Source organism: Streptococcus sanguinis (assembly GCF_900475275.1).
Taxonomy (GTDB): Bacteria; Bacillota; Bacilli; order Lactobacillales; family Streptococcaceae; genus Streptococcus; species Streptococcus sanguinis_N.
Genome location: NZ_LS483364.1, coordinates 89,007 through 106,380, shown reverse-complemented (window position 1 = coordinate 106,380; position 17,374 = coordinate 89,007). Strand labels below are relative to the sequence as shown.

Sequence of the window (17,374 nt, the reverse complement as noted above, 5' to 3'; positions counted from 1 at the left end):
GCCAATGAATAAGCTGATGTTTTTGTTTTTTATAATCCCAAGTAATCCTCGACTGCTGCCTGCATTTGGTCTGCAGCGACCGTCGTTTTGTGGCGCACTGGGGCTGTTTCTAAGCCGTCCACAGCTGGTGGCAGGGCTACGCCAGAAAGTTCGTGCAGTTGCTCCAAAGCCTCGAAGTCACTAAGTCCTGACTGACCAGTCACAGCCTCAACAGCCACGACTGGGAATTTATAAGGGCTAGCGGTAGACGCGATAACAGTCTTGCGCTGATCACCTGTCTCTGCCAAGTATTTTTGATAGACAGCGGACGCAACGGCTGTATGAGGGTCTTCGATGTAGTCAGATGCTTGATAGACCCGCTTGATTTCAGTTACTGTTTCTTCTTCTGTCGCATAATCAGCCGCAAATAGTTCCAAAATCTCAGCGTCAAAGTCCGTTAGTTCATACTGTCCATGCTCATTCAGGGCCGCCATCAAGGCCGCTGTTTTCTCAGCGCTGTTACCAGACAGATGGAAAATCAAGCGCTCCAAGTTAGAGGAAACCAGAATATCCATGGACGGACTAGACGTCACCTTGAAGCTTCGCTTCTTGTCATAAACCTTAGTCTTGAAGAAGTCAGTCAGGACATTGTTTTCATTTGATGCGCAAATCAGCTTGCCAACCGGCAGACCGATTTGCTTGGCATAGTAGGCCGCCAAGATATTGCCAAAGTTCCCTGTCGGAACGGTAAAGTTGACCTTGTCTCCTGCTGTGATTTCTCCTGTCTTCACCAGCTGAGCATAGGCATAGACATAGTAAACAATCTGCGGCACCAAACGGCCGATATTCATGGAATTAGCAGATGACAACTGCAGCTTATGCTCCAAGAGACGAGCTCGTAGGTCTGTGTCATTGAACATGTGCTTGACATTGGTCTGGGCATCGTCAAAGTTGCCATCAATGGCAACCACATGCGTATTGGCACCTGTCTGGGTCGTCATTTGCAGCTCTTGGACCTTGCTGACACCATCTTTCGGATAAAAGACGATAATCTCAGTCCCAGGAACATCCGCAAAGCCTGCCATAGCCGCCTTGCCTGTGTCGCCAGAAGTCGCCGTCAAAATGACAATTTTGTTTTCCAAGCCGTGCTTTTTAGCTGCAGTTGTCATCAACTGAGGCAGGATAGACAAAGCCATGTCCTTGAAGGCAATGGTCGCTCCGTGGAAAAGCTCTAGATTGTACTGACCATCCAGCTTAACCAAGGGAGCGATAGCCGCATCATCAAACTTGCTGTCATAGGCATGGTTGATACAGTAGTCCAGCTCTTCTTCAGAAAAATCGTCCAAAAAAGCAGACAAAACCAGCTTGGCTACTTCCTGATAAGAAGCGTCTTTGAGCTTGGCAAAGTCCAAATCGACCTGCGGATAGGTAATGGGCGTAAAGAGCCCGCCATCTGTTGCCAAGCCTTGTAGAATCGCCTGGCTGGCTGTTACTCTATTCTTTTCGTCGCGTGTTGATTGATAAACTAAGGTCATTCTCTCTCATCCTTTATCTGTAGTTCGCTTTATTATACCAAAATTTATCAGAAAATTCTCGCCTTTTCACAGAGAATATCAGAAAAAGCCCATTTCTGGGCTTGTATCCATCTTATTCATTCATAGATACGTGAACGTGGTCGTAGTGATTTTCAGTTACACTACCACGATCTGGCATTTGGTTCCAAGTATTAGCTGGTCCATAAATGCTTTCAAATGGTGCATAGAACTGCTGCTGCCAGATAACATAAGAGATTCCTCTTTCAGTCATGTTAGAAGTAACATCTGCTGCGACCTGGTTTCCTAATTCAGTATTGTCACCAACGATAAAGTCAGCTGCCAAGCCCTTACCATGATCTCCGCTATCGCCTGGACGATAGAGACTAAATTCTGTAATGCCATATTTAGCTGCTATCTCTTCTTTCAGAGCTGCAGTTTGTGGCTGAAGACCTTCATTAGCAGGATTGTTAGTCGTCACGCTTGCAGCATCTGTTACAGCTGGAGCATTGTAAGTTGTTGGCTCAACAGCGGCAGTTGCTTGACTGACTTGATTTTGTCCTAATTCAGTCGCTTCTGGAGCTGCCTCTGCTGGTGCTTCTGGACTTGCAGTTACTGCTGGCAGTGGCGCTGCTTCTACAGGAGCGGCTGCATTTGCTTCCGCAGCTGGGGCTGCTTCACTTGCAACTTCTGCTACTGGTGCAGGAGCTTCTTCAGCAGGCGCTGGTGCTTGGTCTGCTGGAGCTGCAACAGCTTCCTCAACAGCCGGAGCTGGAGTTTCTGCTGCTTGAGCAGGTGCCGCTGGAGCGGCTTGTTCAGTACCAAAAATCTCACTTGCTGTATAATCTTCCGTTACCAATCCTGCATTATTTCCTGCTTGGTAGCTTTGGATTTCTACAGAGGTGATTTCGTTGTGTCCATTTGTTGTAATAGTCAAAACAGTACCTGGGAAAATCAAGTCAGCATTGGCAATTTGATTGATTTTAGCCAAATCAACAAGATCAATGTTCATCGCTTGAGCGATATTTCCCAAAGTGTCACCATATTGAACAGTGTAAGTTTGTTGGTTTTCATTGCTCGTAATATCCGCTTTAATTTGCTCAACTGTTCTGGCAGTCCAGTTTTGTGGCTGCTCCTCAGCTCGCGTTGTCAACAAAGGCAATGCTGACAAAGCAACAGTTGAAGCCAAAAGTAATTTCTTATTCATTTTCATATGCAAAATGCACCTTCCTAATCATTCATGATACGAAAACCATCTTACCATAAATCTTCTAAGAAAAAAGCCTTTTTCGACCTATTTAACAAAACTGTCTGCCCCCTGTAATATGGAGATTTGTTTGTAACATATAAAAACAGGCAACAAGCAAAAGAACCCCATTTAGAGAGGTTCTGTTTTTTCTTTTGGGCTTATTTGAATTTTTTCTACTCTGGTGAACTGAACCCGACCTAAGCTCTGGGCAAAAAAGATAAAATCTCCTAGAAGCTGTCACTTCTTCGTCTATTTTCCTATTTTTGCTGTGAATAGATCTATTCAGTCTAGGTTAGCTCAGCTAAATCGAGCTACAGCTAAAAACTCGAAAAAAAGAGAACTGGCTCGGATTCATCGAATCCATCGTCCAGTTCCTGTTTTTCAGTCGTTTTTTAACGCCTACACATCTTATTTCACCTTCATCATTCGGACGAGGCTGGCTCGTTCGGCTTCTTCTAGCTTCATCTCGATGTAGTAGATAGTTTCTTTGAGGTCAGGGATGGTAGCATACTCTAGTCCGTTGACCCGACGGCGGGTTTTCTCGATTTCATCCGCCATGAGCTGGCAGCTTTTCTCAATTTCAGCCAGTCGCAGCAGGTCAGGAAGCAGATCGCTCATGCTTTCAATGGTTTCATCCATCTGGCTGTTAGACGCCACATAGCTATAAACCACGTCTCCCTCGTCATCAGTATGCGGATTGTCAATATGGGCGTACATCTTGGGCACGCGCACACTCATGATATTCTCAGTCTCCACATGCAGATTGACTTCCCGCATGGGCACAGCGAAAATTTCCTTGACCATGAGATCGCTCTCCAGCGCCTTGGCCATGACAAAATCCTGCAGATGGCCAACCAGAGCGGATTCGACCTTTTGGCGAAGCTGATTGTTCTCACGGACAGACTCAATGAAGCGCCGCATCAGCTCATCCCGCTTGTCCTTGAGCAATTTATGCCCACGGACAGCCGTTTTGAGACGGGCTTTTAAGTTATTTAGCTCCATCCGAGTCGGCTTGACATTGAGTCGCGTCATCTTTCTTCCTCCTTGGTCTGCGGCAGGTATTGGTCAATCATATCGTCCTTGATCCGCTTAAGCTCCGTTCTAGGTAAGATGGACAGGAGTTCCCAGCCCAGATCCAAGCTTTCCTCGATGGTTCGGTTGGTCTGGAAACCTTGATTGATGTATTCCTGCTCGAAGCGGTCGGTAAAGCGGACATAGAGCTTGTCCGTTTCGGACAGGGCGGATTCCCCCAGAACGACAGCCAACTCCTTGGCCTGCTTGCCTTGCGCATAGGCAGCAAATAATTGGTTCATAGTTGCGGCATGGTCTCCCCTAGTCTTACCCTCACCTGAGCCCTTGTCCTTGAGACGAGACAGAGATGGCAGGACATTGATTGGCGGACGATAGCCACTGTTGTAAAGGTCGCGTGAAAGGATAATCTGACCTTCCGTAATATAACCCGTCAAGTCTGGAATCGGATGGGTAATGTCATCCTCTGGCATGGACAGGATCGGAATCTGCGTCACCGAGCCTTTCTTGCCGACCAGACGTCCAGCCCGCTCATAAAGGGTGGATAGGTTAGTATAGAGGTAACCCGGATACCCACGACGGCCCGGCACCTCACGACGAGCTGCGGAAACTTCCCGCAGGGCTTCACAGTAGTTGGTCATGTCAGTCATGATGACCAGAACGTGCATGTCCTTTTCATAAGCTAGGTACTCGGCTGCTGTCAGGGCAATCCGCGGCGTTGCAATCCGCTCGATAGCCGGATCATTAGCCAGATTGATAAAGAGCACCGAGCGGTCAATGGCTCCCGTCTCCCGGAGGTCATTCATGAAGAACTCGGCTTCTTCAAAGGTAATACCCATGGCCGCAAAGACCACGGCGAAGTTTTCATCAGAGTTGAGCACAGTTGCCTGACGGGCGATTTGAGCAGCTAATTCCTTGTGGGGCAGACCAGAGCCAGAAAATACTGGCAATTTTTGTCCCCGAACCAAGGTATTGAGGTGGTCGATGGCCGAAATTCCAGTCTGAATAAACTCATCCGGATAATCGCGAGCTACTGGATTGATGGCTTGACCGTCAATATCCAGATATTTTTCTGGCAAAATAGCTGGGCCGCCATCAATTGGCTTGCCCATTCCATTGAAAATCCGTCCCACCATGTCTTCTGACACTGGCAGCTCTAGCGGTCGACCGGTAAAGCGGACCTTGGCTTTTTCCAGATTGATACCGCTTGATCCCTCAAAAAGCTGGACCATAGCCTTGTCTTCTTGGACTTCCAGAACCTGGCCCTGACGCTTGCTGCCGTCATGCAGCTGGATTTCTACCAATTCATTGAAATGCACGCCAGCGACTTGGTCGACAATCATCAGAGGGCCGACAACTTCACTGACGGTGCGGTATTCTTTAATGACGCTCATTGTCTAGTCCTCCTTGGGCAAGAATCTGGTGCAGGGTTTCCTCGATAGTCTGACTGAGAGCCTGAATTTTTTCCAGCTGGTCTTCATGAATAAACTTGCTGCGGGCAATTCGGTCACGCAGCTCCACCGTTCCTTCCATGATTTCCCGGAAATAAGCTCCCAGCTCCAAGGCACGATTGGCCTCCGCATCGAAGGTCAGGATATTGCTCAATAAAGCCACCTGTTTTTTGAAAGAAGTATAGGTGTCCACATCATCAAAGGCATTCTGCTGCAGATAGTCCTCGCGGATCATCTTGGCTGCATTCATGGTCAGCCGGTCCTTCTCAGACAAGGAATCTAAGCCCACCAAACGCACGATTTCCTGCAGTTCGCTTTCCTTTTGCAGGATATTCATGGCCTTGGTCACCTTTTCCGCCCAAGCAATCTTCTCATGCTGGTCGATATATGCTCCCACTTCGTCTAGATAGAGTGAGTATGAGCTCAGCCAGTTGATAGCTGGGAAATGCCGGCGTTGAGCCAGCTGGGCATCCAAGCCCCAGAAGACCTTGACAATTCGCAGGGTATTTTGCGTCACCGGCTCAGAAATATCGCCGCCCGGAGGTGATACGGCTCCGATAGCGGTTATAGAGCCTTCGCGCGCAGTTGAACCGAGTGTCTTGACCCGGCCTGCCCGCTCATAGTACTCAGCAATCCGGCTGCCAAGATAGGCTGGATAGCCTTCGTCACCCGGCATTTCTTCCAGACGGCCGGACATTTCCCGCAGGGCTTCTGCCCAGCGAGAGGTGGAGTCCGCCATGATGGCCACAGAATAACCCATGTCACGGAAGTATTCTGCGATAGTAATCCCTGTGTAAATCGACGCTTCCCGGGCTGCCACCGGCATATTGGAGGTGTTGGCAATCAGCACCGTTCGCTGCATGATGGACTGGCCTGTCGCCGGGTCGATTAGTTCTGGAAATTCATTAAGTACGTCAGTCATCTCATTGCCACGCTCACCGCAGCCGACATAGATAACGATGTCAACATTGGCAAACTTGGCCACCTGGTGCTGAACCACAGTCTTACCAGCCCCGAATGGTCCTGGTACAGCAGCTGCTCCGCCCTTGGTCACTGGGAAGAAGGTATCAATGACCCGCTGACCTGTCACCAAAGGCTCAACCGGAATCAGCTTCTGAGCAAAAGGACGCCCACGACGGACCGGCCATTTTTGCATGAGAGTCCCTTTAAAGACAGAACCGTCCGCCTGCTCAATCTCATAAACAGTCTCTTCAACAGTGAAACTGTCAGCTGAGATATTAGCCAATCGTCCACTGACGCCGACTGGCACCATGATGCGGTGCTCCACCAGATTGGTCTCCTGCACCGTGCCCAGAATATCGCCAGCCTCAACTGCATCTCCAACAGACAGACTTGGAACAAAATCCCACTTAGCCTCTCGGTCTAGATTTGGCAGTTGGACACCGCGAACGAGGAAGTCGCTTGCCGTGATGGTCTGGAAACGCTCCAAAGGCCGCTGAATCCCGTCAAACATCTGAGAAATCAGACCTGGTCCCAGCTCAACGGACAGAGGACTTCCAGTCGTGATGACCGGCTCTCCCGGACCCAAGCCAGAAGTTTCTTCATAAACCTGAATAGAGGCTTGGTCCCGCCGCATTTCAATAATTTCACCGATCAGCCCCAAATCGCCAACCCGGCAGATATCCTGAATATTCGCTTCCTGCATCCCTGATGCCAGCACCAGAGGACCAGAAACTTTGATAATCTTTCCTTGACTCACAATCTTCCTCCATTCTTGGGAGATTTTTCTTAATTCTCCATGAAAATCAAAGCTCAAACTAAGTAACAGTTTGAAATTCATTTCCAAAGAGTATTTTTTGATTCTTGCCGCGAGTTTGAAATTCTTCTTAGCTAGCTCTAGGGCAAGGATTGTTACTTTTTATTTTAAAAATCAGATAAGGCTTTTATTTGCTGGCCCTTTTCGTCGAAATTGTCTGGGCTCAACCATTTTTCTAGACGGCTCTTGACGACCGGCCAATCCTTGTCAATCATAGACAGCCAGTCAGTATCTCGGTTGCGCCCCTTATAGACAATAGCCTGACGAAACCTACCTTCATAAGTGAAACCAAGCCGCTCTGCTGCCCGCCTTGAAGGCTGATTGAGGGAGTCGCATTTCCATTCATAGCGACGATACTCCAGCTCTTCAAAGACATAGCGTGCTAGTAAGTACTGGGCTTCTGTAGCCAGTCTGGTGCGCTTCAGCTTAGGCGAATAGGTCACAGCTCCCACTTCGATAACGCGGTTATTTCGGTCAATCCTCATCAAGGCAAAAGTTCCTAAAGTCTTACCGCTCTCCTTATCCACAATCGCATAGTGAAAACGATCCTGTGCTGCCAGCATCTGTTCTAGCTTCTGGGACCATTCTTCCTGATTTTGAGCAGGATTTTGAAATAGATAGGTCCACATATCCGCAGGAGAATCTGGGCCATACACTTCATACAAATCCGCCCCATGCTTGTCCTTGGACAAACGCTCGATAATAACATACTGGCCTTCGATTCGCTCCAAGTTAGGCAAGTCCCCCGGCTGAAAATCCGGCAGAGCATTCCCAATGGGTTGACCTAGTTGATTGATTCGCATAAAAACCTCACAATATATCCTGTCCAACAGCCTTTTCGACATTTTCATGAATCCGCGAAAGAGCCAGTCCCGTGCTCCCCTTATGAGTAGGAATGAGCACAAGAGCAGGAATCTCCAGCTGATCATAGTAGGCCAGGGTTTCTGGAATATCCGCAGCCATATCCTCCGTCAGATAGATAATGCCGAAATCTTCACGAGCGAGCCGACGCAGGGTATTGACCGTCTCCTGAGCTTCCTTCACCGGAAAGGTCTGAAAACCAATCAGCTTAAAAGGGAGAATGGTATCACGATTCCCCACGACAGCAATCTTGTAGCTAGTCTTGTCCATAAATCGATCGCATCCTTTCTCTGATAAGCTCTACTGGCAGCTGATTGTCCATACCGGTCAAAATCAGCCGCAGATTCTTGACTTCCAACTCCTTGCCCAGCAGATAGCGGGCCAGAGGAAGCGGGCCATCTGTCTCAAACTGACCAGTCGCCAGCAACTTGGCCTGCAAGAGGTCCGCTAGATATTCTAGCTCTACTGTCGTCAAGGTCTGGTTCCTCATTTTCTCCTCATAGGAGCGCAGATCCAAATCGTAACCACAGGGATTGATCTGGCTGAACCATGTCAAGAAATCTCCCTGCTCTGCCATGGCAATCCAGTTGGCAGCAGAGAGGCTCCCTTCATCAGACAGGAGCTGCCTCATAAAGCTGCGCGGTTTTCCCAAGTCAACAGCCCGCTTAACGGTGATGGCATTATAAAAATCAATAGTCAGATTCACCAGCTGCAGCAGGCTCTCATCTTCCAACTCCTGTGTCAGGCGCTTGAGATGCTGGAAATAAGCCATATCCATGCCAATCTCCAAGACGCGCACATCCTGATAATCCTGGTATTCCTGCCAGGTCGCAAGCACCTCGTCCAGCATGAAATCTGGACAATACTCAGCCGAAAAGGCCATGACCAGGTGCTCTAAAACCTCCAACGAATAGGTCCCCACCGGCATCAGCAAATGCTCCAATGACTGACCTGTCGCCCGACCCTTGAGAAAAACTTTGAGATTGTGGTAGGTATAGCGGAGCGTGAAAATCTCCACTAACTCCTTACTTGGACTGATCTCAAGCGCCCAATTATAAACAGAATACAAATGCTTCATCAGTACTTGCTCAATGGCATTGAGATCCTTGATCGCTTCAGCATCCATGGCATAGACCGTTCCCTGCAGAAGAGCCGAACGACTGGCAGGATCGTCAGCCTGCAGCAACTGATCATATTGCTGGGGCGTCAAAAAGGAAGCCTCCTGCACACTAATGGCTGTATTGACTTGAGAGAAGCTTGTTTCACTCATGGTCCGCCTCCTATTCTGCCTGGTCTTTGAAAATGTCCTGAGCCAGACGGTAGCTTTCCTCCTGCCAGACAGAGTCCAGCAAGTCGCGATAGAGATAACTATCATCCACTCGTCCTTGGCTCAATACAAAGCCTGCCTGACCGGCTATGGACTGGTCTGAAAAGTGTACTTGCGGAAAGGCTTTTTTCAAGTCTTCTAACTGGCTGGAGCTGAATTTCTCAGCTGATAGAGCACCGAAAACTAGTGCCATCTCTTCCTCTGGGTATTTGGCCAGGACACTCTTTAGAAAATGCTCTTCTTCAGCTGGTGGCCAAGCCGCCATCTGAGCATAGGCCTCCTCAAAAAGCTCTCTGAGAACCCGCTGCTTTATGACCAGAGTAGACTGGCGCTTTTGATTTTCCAGCTGCTGAATATCGCGCTGACTGCGCCGACTGATTTCTTTCAGCTGCTGCTCCCTCTGTCCAAGCTTTTGCCGAACTAGCTGGGCCTCACGTTCCTTGGCTTCCTGTTCTATTTTCTCAGTAGCCTCGGCCAAAAGCAGACGCCCCTTTTCGTGAGCTTGCTCCAAGACAGAAACTTTGAGATCTGACATGTCAGACATAAAAGCCTCCTTACTTCACATTCAGAACCATGATGAAGGATACAACGAAGGCCAAGATCGCGTAGGTTTCAACCATAGCCGCTAGGATAACCCCTTTCATGACCTCTTCCGGACGCTTGGCCAAAATCTGAATACCAGCTGTCGCCACTCGTCCTTGATGCTTGGCTGAAAAGTAACCAACAATCGCAACTGGCAGAGCTGCTAGGAAATAAGCCACGCCTGATTGCAGAGCCAATTCCGGCTTGATATTAAAGAAGACGGTAATCCCGATAACAAAGCCGTAGAGACCTTGGGTACCTGGCAAAAGCTGCAGAATCAGAGCTTGAGCGAATTTTTCTGGCTGCTCTTTCAAGAGGGCTGCCGCTGCCTGACCAGTGCTTCCAACACCCAGAGCTGAGCCCATTCCGCTGAGAAAGACCGCCAAAGCTACTCCCAGACCTGCAAAAAAGGCGCCGCCGTAAGTTCCAAAATATGATGCTAAATGTTCCATGATTTACTCCTATGAAAATGCTGTAATCATCGTAAAATCAACAGCTAATTGAATGAATAATGCTTGTTTTGATGTTGTAGAAAGTGTTTTTCTAAAGATGAGCTTCTCATCTCTTACCATAGTTCCTAATCTTTATTTCTTGCTTTGCTGAACGTATTTCTCACTAGGCTTGAGCGGAGTGAAAGGCTTGCCGCCGCCGTCGTAGAATTTCCCGAAAAATTCCACGAAAATCAAACGCGCTCCGTGCACATAACCGGACAGAAAAGATAGAAACATATTGACCAAATGCAGGGCAATAAAGAGCAGAATACCGATGCTGAAGCGAGCGACAGGTGGAAAGAGGCTGACAATCAAGTTAAAAGCCGAGCCAATGCTGGCCCCCGAAAGCCCTAGAGCCATCAGCCGCGTAAAGCTGACAAGGTCTCCTACATAGCCACTGACATTGTAAAGATTAAAGAGACCTGACCCTAAGCCTGCCAAACTCTTAGCACTGACAATGGATACTGCCAGTATACCCAGAGCATTGATGATGGCCAGCCACTGACCAATCGTTGCAGCAAAGGCCAAGGATGGGAAGAAATTTCCCAGGGCCAAGAGTAGCAGCCCCAGCAAAATCAGTACCCAAGCAAAGCCTGCATTATAAGCTTCTGCATAATCCTTGAGACGCATATTTTTCAGACCACTGAGGAAGAGGCCCGCCAGCACTGTAACAAAGCCAAAGACAACAGAAATAACCAGAATCGTCATGGCATCAGAGCTGGTACTGATCAGAGCAAAGGGCAGTTCAAAGCCAAAGAAAGAGCCATAAACCAGCCCCCAGATGATGACTGCCACACCCAACAGGCGGAAGAATCGCAGATTCTTAGCCAGTCCCGACTTGACATGCAAGAAGTGCAGCGCCAGACTGGTGCCTACAAAGAGCAAGAGGCCGTAGCCAATGTCGGCAACCATCATGCCAAAGAATACAAAATAAAATAGGGAAACGACAGGGGTAGGATCCTTGTCACCATATTTAGGCAGGGAATACATCTCCGTCACTAGCTCGAAGGGCTCCACCAAGGCATTGTTTTTAAGCTTGGTCGGAACCTTATCTTCCTCGTCCTGTCGAATCTCTCTGGTCTGGATGAGAATGCTCTGGCCGAACTGCTCCGTCAAGCAAGCCTCAAGAGCTTGAACCTGATTGCTTTCGATCCAGCCTTCCAAGGCTGCCAGATTTTGCGTGCTGGCTAACTGATTTTTACTTTCTTGGCGAGAGGAGAGATTGCAGAGATAGTCCAGCTGAACCTTGAGTTGATCCAGTTCATTCTTGGAAGCTGCCAGACTCTTGGTCATAACATCTGCCACCGCCTCCTGCTGTCGAATATTGGCCTTGAGCTGGGCTACCCGCTCAGCAGGTAGCTCCTCACGGTCATACTCAAAAGGCTTAAAGCCATACTCTTTCAAGATTTTGCGTACTTCTTCCAGAGAGCCTGTCTTGTAAAAAATAAGAACCCCATGCTCCGTATCATCGGTAAAGACTTCCTGAAACTTCAGGTCAGGATGTGCTCCCAGAGCCAAGCGCAGAGCATCGTCGTCGGTATTAGGAATCGTCCCAATCAAAGCTCCCAGATGGCTGAAAGTCGCAGCTGCTTGCGGTGTTAGCTCCAGTGGCTCCCACTTCTCCAGCGCAGCCACTTCTAAGCGATCAGCTTCTATCTGACCCTTGGCCTCTTGCAAGACCTTGAGCTGCTTGCTGATTCCTTCCAGCAGTGCCTCCTCATCTCGGGCCTTCCCTGCCTGCTCCAAAGCAGCAAAGGACAGCTCCAAAGGCTCTTCTTTTAAGGATTCCAGCAGTTTCTTTTTGGGCATAAAAGACTCTAGCTCTGCAATTAGCCTCTCGAGCTTTTCCTGACGACTGAGCAAATCCTGCTGAGATAGCTGCTGATCCGGTCGGCCGACTAAAGTCTGCTCAAAGGCTGCCTGCCAGTCCTCTTCCTGCCGCAAGTCATGAATCTGAACCGACTCTAAACCCTGTAGGTAAAAGAGAAGCTGATCCAGCAGTTCCTTGGGCAGAAGCAGAGACAACTGCCGCATTTGACTAATGGCCATAGGCTTCTACCACCTTCTCTACAATGACTCGCGCCAAGTCTGCTTTCTTATCTGTCAGCGCAGCCGCAACCTTGTCCTCATTCTGCTGGGTTGTCTGCTCCAAGTCTTGCTGCAGGTGCACCAACTTTTGCTGAGAAGTCGCGGTTAATTCCTCAGCCAGCTTCTGCGTTTCATCGTCATAAGTCAGACCTAGCTGTCTGAGATTTTCATCTACCTGCTGTCGCAGCTCCTGAGCCTGTGTCCTGGAGCCCATCAAAACTTCTTCTGCAGCAGTTTCAATTTCCTGCATTTTTTCAAGTGTTTCATTGGCCATCTATTCACCCCCTCGTTTTCAAAAACCTTCGAAAACGGATTTTAAAATCTGCATTCCTGGCTGACTGTCCAACCATCTGGCAAACTCATCTTCTGGAATACAGCTTCGTACTTGCATAAATTATAACATATTTTCAGAAAAACAGTCAGAGATTGCTAAACATCTATCTCAAACTGATAGGAAAAGCCCATATAGATTTGATTCATTTCAATACTTACAAATCAGTCTCAGCTGTACACTCTTGATAAGTTTCAGTCTTGCAAACGGTTTATTTGTCTATAACTATGTTATAATATAAACAAATTCTAAGACAAATATAGAATGGCAGAATAGTAAAAGTGGCTTCAAATGTACCTTCCAGCCAGAACAGCCCTAAACTTTTAATAAACATTATCCCATGAAGAAAGTGATTTTATGAGTCAGCAAAATATCTTGGCTATCATTGAGAGCCATCTTGACAAGATGACCGACTTGGAACAGAGGATTGGTCACTATTTTTTGAATCCAAATAGTATTCAAGAGGATTTACCCTCTTTGCAAGTCGCTCAAACCTTGCACATTTCTCAAGCAGCCTTGACCCGTTTCGCCAAAAAATGTGGCTTTAAAGGTTATCGGGAATTTAGCTTTCAATATTTACAGGACCTACAAAAGTCGCAAATCGAGGCGGATAATATGCAAAGCAGCTTATCACGTCATGTCTTGTACAACTACAATCAAATCCACCAGCAGACAAAAGAACTGATAGATGAGGAAAAGCTGAAGCGAGTGGCTCAAATCATAGAAGAGGCCGACCGTGTTTATTTCTTTGGAACAGGGAGCTCAGGCTTAGTAGCACGTGATATGAAGCTGCGCTTCATGAGACTGGGAGTCGTTTGTGAAGCCCTAACCGACCAAGATGGCTTCGCTTGGACAACTAGTATTCTGGACAAGAACTGCCTCGTTATCGGATTTTCTCTATCCGGACAGACCCAGTCCATCATTGACAGCTTGATTGACGCTAAAAATATGGGAGCAAAAACCATCTTGGTGACTGGACAACCTGAAAAGATTCAAGAAGACTTCACTGAAGTCGTTCCTGTTGCCCTTCAAAGCAAGCCTGAGTTTATCCTACGGATTTCCGCACAATTCCCCATGCTTCTCATGATTGACCTCATCTATGCCTTTTTCCTCGAGATTAACCGCGAGAAGAAAGAAAGAATCTTTAACAGCTTTTGGGAGAATCAGAAATTGAATGGTTATTATCGGAGAAGATAACAAGAAAATAAATATTGAAATAATTTTACAAATTATATTATTGTCCTACTTGTTATGTTATACTCTAACTAAAAGGTTAAAAGGAGCTTATTATGAAAAAATTAGGAATTTATCTTTCTTGCGGTTTATTATTAACTTCATTACAAACTGCTTATGTTGTCAACGCGAATTCTACGGATTCCATTAAGGTAACTATTTCCAGTAAAGAAGCTAAATATCAAGAATATCAAAACGTTATCAAAAAGTTAAACGATGCAGGTTTTACTAATATAAAAACCAATGAAATTAAGGATTTACCACTCGGAGTTTTTACTAAAGAAGGGGACATTGAAAATGGTGATGTTGAAGAAGTTAAAATTGACGGAAAAACAAAATTCAACAGTAGTGATAAATTTCGAAAGGATTCCTTAATTACTATCTCATATCACTCTTTTGCTTCCAACGAAGCGGATGAGAATTTAATTAGTCTCCCCTTTTCTTCTAAAGAAATTTCAAAACAAAATTATAAAGATATTGTTAAAAAACTGAAAAAAGCTGGATTCACTAACATAAAAACTGAAAAAATTGATGATTTGGTATTTGGGTGGTTAAAAAAAGATGGAACAATTGATCAAGTTAAAGTAGATGGAATAACAGATTTCAAGAAAAATGAAAAAATTAATAAAGATACTGAAATAATTGTTTCTTACCACACTTTTCCTGAACAGACAACTGAAGAAAAATCACCTGTGAGTGATGTTGAAAATTCCAGTGCAGCCGCTTCAACTGAAAAGAACATACAAAACTCTAGTTCTTCTACTCAAGAAGTAATAACTACCGAAAACAATGCCGAATTTGCATCCATTCTACAAACTGATGAAGAGGGAAAAATAAAAGAATTTACAAAGAAATATTCTGGGAAAGTTGTTGAATTTGATGGATATATCGCGGACATCCAACGCCTTACGAATACAAAATATAATGCTGATGTACTGATTTATGCAGGCGATACAGGAGCACTCACAGGTCCAGCTTTCCAACTTCATAGAGTTAGTCTTACCAATCTATCTAAACAAGGAGTCACTGGAATAAATCAAAATGTCCATATTAAAGCTACAATTGTTCCTAGAGATAATTATTTATTTGGCCTTGACCCTATTGAAGTGAAACCCCGATAGACTTCAACCTACTACCGCCGCAATACCCACAAACGATAAAAACGAATCAGGATTTTCTGACTCGTTTTCTTTTTTGGTCTAAATTTTTCCTCTTTCTTTCACAAGGGGAGGATTGGCCCATAGATTTCTAATTGGGGCTGAACTTTTTCCATATGAAAGGCATCGTAGGCACGCCACTTTTGATAAGTAGGCTGATCCAGTTTGAGGCTACTAAGACCAATTAAAAAACTAGCACTTTTATGGAAGCTTTCAAGAGCAATGAGAAGACGGTTATCCAGGGCCTTGGTTTTCTCCAAGCTCCTTAAAACTTCTGCTAAGCACTCGTAAAAGCGGATTTCATCTCTTGACCGAATTGCCTTCTTTTGAAAATCTTCCATCAAAGAACCTAGAAGCTGAGCAGCTTCCTGAATGAAACTTCTTTCTGCCATTTGATTTTCCTCTTAAAAGACAAGGAACCTGAGAAAAATCTCAGGTTAAACTTGTCTATTTTTGAAATGATAGTAGGCTCCAAACATACCCGCAGTATTTTGATGATGAGCAAAGGCCAGTTTGGTTTTGTCAGCAATGCTTGGAACCAAAGCATCCTGCAAAGCCGCCTGAATACGCGGTCTAAGGATAGCTTCTTGTCCCATGATGCCTCCGCCTAGAATAACAACTTCTGGATTAACGACATAGCAGATATTGGCAATTCCTTGACCCAGATAGCCAACCATGCGATCGATGCCTTCGATACAGAGTTTATTGCCCTCAGTTGCTTCTTTGAAAATCCGACGGCCATTCCAATACTCTGCGTCTTCTCCATGTAGCTCAGCCACATAATTGACCAGAGCTGTTGTAGATGCCACATCTTGGAAAGCTCCGTCTGGTAGATGCAGGTATCCGACCTCACAAGCAGAGTTACTAAAGCCATGGAAGACCTGACCATCTACGACCAGACAGCCTCCAATACCTGTACCGATTGTCAAACAAAGGGCAATCTTCGCTCCCTTGCCACTACCCGACATAGCCTCCGCCAGACCAGCACAGTTGACATCATTTTCAATCTCACAAGGCAGGGAGAATGTTTCTTCCAGCACTTTTTTGAACTGGGTCCCAGCGTAATTAGGAATCTGTGGCCCAGCATAGAAAATTTCACCCTTGTCTGGATCCACCATACCAGCCGAAGAAATACAAATCCCAGCCAGAGGTCCTTTTTCTAAATAGGCTGCAACAATCGCTTCAACCTTTTGCATAATTCCCGGACCACCTTTGTGGGCCTCTGTCGGCATTTCATGTGCTTCCACCAAGGTCTCAGCCTCGTTGATCAAGCCATACTTGATATTGGTACCGCCAATATCAATGGCAACATAGTGTTTCATAGCACACCTTCTCTCTAGTGTTTATCCTGTTGCTTATAAAAATTGCTCCTTGGTTTGTCTAATCAATTGAGCAGCTTCTTCCACAATTGGCCGATCACTTTCGTGTAGCGGTGTTAGAGGAGAACGGACAGATCCGATGGTCAAGCCTTCATTAATTTCCAAAACACCCTTTATAACAGCGTACATATTGCCGCGGGCACTGGTTAATTTTCCGATGATTGCATTTATCGCATATTGCAATTCTTTAGCCCGTTCCAATTCCTTGTCAGCAATCAATTGATTGAGTTTGAGAAAGAGCTCTGGCATAGCCCCGTATGTACCACCGATACCGGCTGCAGCACCCATAAGACGGCCACCTAAGAATTGCTCATCTGGACCATTAAAGACCACATGATCTTCTCCCCCAAGAGCTACAAAGGTCTGAATATCCTGCACTGGCATTGAAGAGTTCTTCACACCAATCACGCGCTCATTCTTGAGCATTTCCTTGTAAAGGCTAGGAGTTAAGGCTACACCAGCCAGCTGAGGGATATTATAAATCACGAAATCAGTATTAGGCGCCGCCGCACTGATGTCATTCCAATATTGGGCAACCGAATACTCTGGCAAACGGAAATAAATCGGCGGAATAGCTGCAATAGCATCGACTCCCAAACTTTCCGCATGACGAGCCAGCTCCACGCTGTCTTTAGTATTGTTGCAAGCCACATGGGCAATGATAGTCAGACGCCCCTTAGCAACTTTCATCACTTCTTCTAGAACCCGTTTTCGGTCTTCTACACTCAGATAGATACACTCGCCCGAAGAACCGTTGACATAAAGACCTTGTACGCTCTTGGCGATGAAATATTCCACTAAAGCGCGAGTCCGCTCCGGGCTGATTTCACCTTCCTCGTCATAGCAAGCGTAGAAAGCAGGAATGACACCTTGGTATTTGGTCATATTTTTCATTTTCTTTTATCTCC

The 17,374-nt window shown here is 46.4% G+C and carries 17 protein-coding genes; 2 read left to right on the top strand and 15 right to left on the bottom strand.

Annotated features, from left to right (window positions below; translation table 11 throughout):
• Positions 1 to 29: 29 nt before the first annotated feature.
• The 12 genes from thrC to DQM55_RS00555 form a co-directional block, all read right to left on the bottom strand.
• Positions 30 to 1,514 carry a threonine synthase gene (thrC, locus tag DQM55_RS00610; RefSeq protein WP_111675145.1) on the bottom strand — a complete coding sequence of 495 codons (1,485 nt, stop codon included), beginning with the start codon at positions 1,512 to 1,514 and terminating at the stop codon, positions 30 to 32.
• Positions 1,515 to 1,626: 112 nt separating this feature from the next.
• A complete protein-coding gene (locus DQM55_RS00605; RefSeq protein WP_111675144.1) occupies positions 1,627 to 2,724 on the bottom strand; it encodes a LysM peptidoglycan-binding domain-containing protein in 1,098 nt (365 codons plus the stop codon).
• A 444-nt stretch (positions 2,725 to 3,168) separates the two neighbouring features.
• Positions 3,169 to 3,792: a V-type ATP synthase subunit D gene (locus tag DQM55_RS00600; protein WP_101772105.1), complete on the bottom strand. Its 624-nt coding sequence runs from the start codon at positions 3,790 to 3,792 to the stop codon at positions 3,169 to 3,171.
• Positions 3,789 to 5,183 carry a V-type ATP synthase subunit B gene (locus DQM55_RS00595; protein WP_002902006.1) on the bottom strand — a complete coding sequence of 465 codons (1,395 nt, stop codon included), beginning with the start codon at positions 5,181 to 5,183 and terminating at the stop codon, positions 3,789 to 3,791. Before DQM55_RS00595 ends, DQM55_RS00600 begins: the two co-directional genes overlap by 4 nt.
• A complete protein-coding gene (locus DQM55_RS00590; RefSeq protein WP_172454686.1) occupies positions 5,170 to 6,960 on the bottom strand; it encodes a V-type ATP synthase subunit A in 1,791 nt (596 codons plus the stop codon). The genes DQM55_RS00595 and DQM55_RS00590 overlap by 14 nt, the downstream gene beginning before the upstream one ends.
• Before the next feature lie 164 nt (positions 6,961 to 7,124).
• The gene (locus DQM55_RS00585) at positions 7,125 to 7,820 is read right to left on the bottom strand and encodes a GNAT family N-acetyltransferase (RefSeq protein ID WP_111675142.1); all 696 of its coding nucleotides are present in this window, start codon (positions 7,818 to 7,820) and stop codon (positions 7,125 to 7,127) included.
• A 7-nt stretch (positions 7,821 to 7,827) separates the two neighbouring features.
• Positions 7,828 to 8,148, bottom strand: a complete 321-nt coding sequence (locus tag DQM55_RS00580; protein WP_002894448.1) for a V-type ATP synthase subunit F — start codon at positions 8,146 to 8,148, stop codon at positions 7,828 to 7,830.
• The gene (locus DQM55_RS00575; protein ID WP_111675141.1) at positions 8,135 to 9,148 is read right to left on the bottom strand and encodes a V-type ATPase subunit; all 1,014 of its coding nucleotides are present in this window, start codon (positions 9,146 to 9,148) and stop codon (positions 8,135 to 8,137) included. Before DQM55_RS00575 ends, DQM55_RS00580 begins: the two co-directional genes overlap by 14 nt.
• 10 nt (positions 9,149 to 9,158) lie before the next feature.
• Complete coding sequence (locus tag DQM55_RS00570; protein WP_111675140.1) at positions 9,159 to 9,749, bottom strand: V-type ATP synthase subunit E family protein; 591 nt, start codon at positions 9,747 to 9,749, stop codon at positions 9,159 to 9,161.
• Positions 9,750 to 9,759: 10 nt separating this feature from the next.
• Complete coding sequence (locus DQM55_RS00565) at positions 9,760 to 10,239, bottom strand: V-type ATP synthase subunit K (protein WP_002898768.1); 480 nt, start codon at positions 10,237 to 10,239, stop codon at positions 9,760 to 9,762.
• 132 nt (positions 10,240 to 10,371) lie between these two features.
• Positions 10,372 to 12,327 (bottom strand): V-type ATP synthase subunit I, encoded by a 1,956-nt coding sequence (locus DQM55_RS00560; protein ID WP_111675139.1) that lies wholly within the window; start codon positions 12,325 to 12,327, stop codon positions 10,372 to 10,374.
• Positions 12,317 to 12,640, bottom strand: a complete 324-nt coding sequence (locus DQM55_RS00555) for a hypothetical protein (protein WP_111675138.1) — start codon at positions 12,638 to 12,640, stop codon at positions 12,317 to 12,319. The genes DQM55_RS00560 and DQM55_RS00555 overlap by 11 nt, the downstream gene beginning before the upstream one ends.
• Before the next feature lie 414 nt (positions 12,641 to 13,054).
• Here DQM55_RS00555 and DQM55_RS00550 point away from each other — a divergent pair, with 414 nt between their 5' ends.
• Positions 13,055 to 13,894 (top strand): MurR/RpiR family transcriptional regulator, encoded by an 840-nt coding sequence (locus DQM55_RS00550; RefSeq protein WP_002922724.1) that lies wholly within the window; start codon positions 13,055 to 13,057, stop codon positions 13,892 to 13,894.
• Positions 13,895 to 13,986: 92 nt separating this feature from the next.
• The gene (locus DQM55_RS00545) at positions 13,987 to 15,051 is read left to right on the top strand and encodes a DUF4839 domain-containing protein (RefSeq protein ID WP_002922725.1); all 1,065 of its coding nucleotides are present in this window, start codon (positions 13,987 to 13,989) and stop codon (positions 15,049 to 15,051) included.
• 98 nt (positions 15,052 to 15,149) lie between these two features.
• On the opposite strand, the gene DQM55_RS00540 is transcribed toward DQM55_RS00545, so the two are convergent.
• The 3 genes from DQM55_RS00540 to DQM55_RS00530 are packed head-to-tail and all read right to left on the bottom strand — an operon-like array spanning position 15,150 to position 17,360.
• Positions 15,150 to 15,479 carry a hypothetical protein gene (locus DQM55_RS00540; protein ID WP_002922726.1) on the bottom strand — a complete coding sequence of 110 codons (330 nt, stop codon included), beginning with the start codon at positions 15,477 to 15,479 and terminating at the stop codon, positions 15,150 to 15,152.
• Positions 15,480 to 15,524: 45 nt separating this feature from the next.
• Positions 15,525 to 16,409, bottom strand: coding sequence for an ROK family protein (locus DQM55_RS00535; RefSeq protein ID WP_002922727.1), 885 nt, complete (start codon positions 16,407 to 16,409; stop codon positions 15,525 to 15,527).
• Positions 16,410 to 16,442: 33 nt separating this feature from the next.
• Complete coding sequence (locus DQM55_RS00530) at positions 16,443 to 17,360, bottom strand: N-acetylneuraminate lyase (RefSeq protein ID WP_002922729.1); 918 nt, start codon at positions 17,358 to 17,360, stop codon at positions 16,443 to 16,445.
• Positions 17,361 to 17,374: the final 14 nt, after the last annotated feature.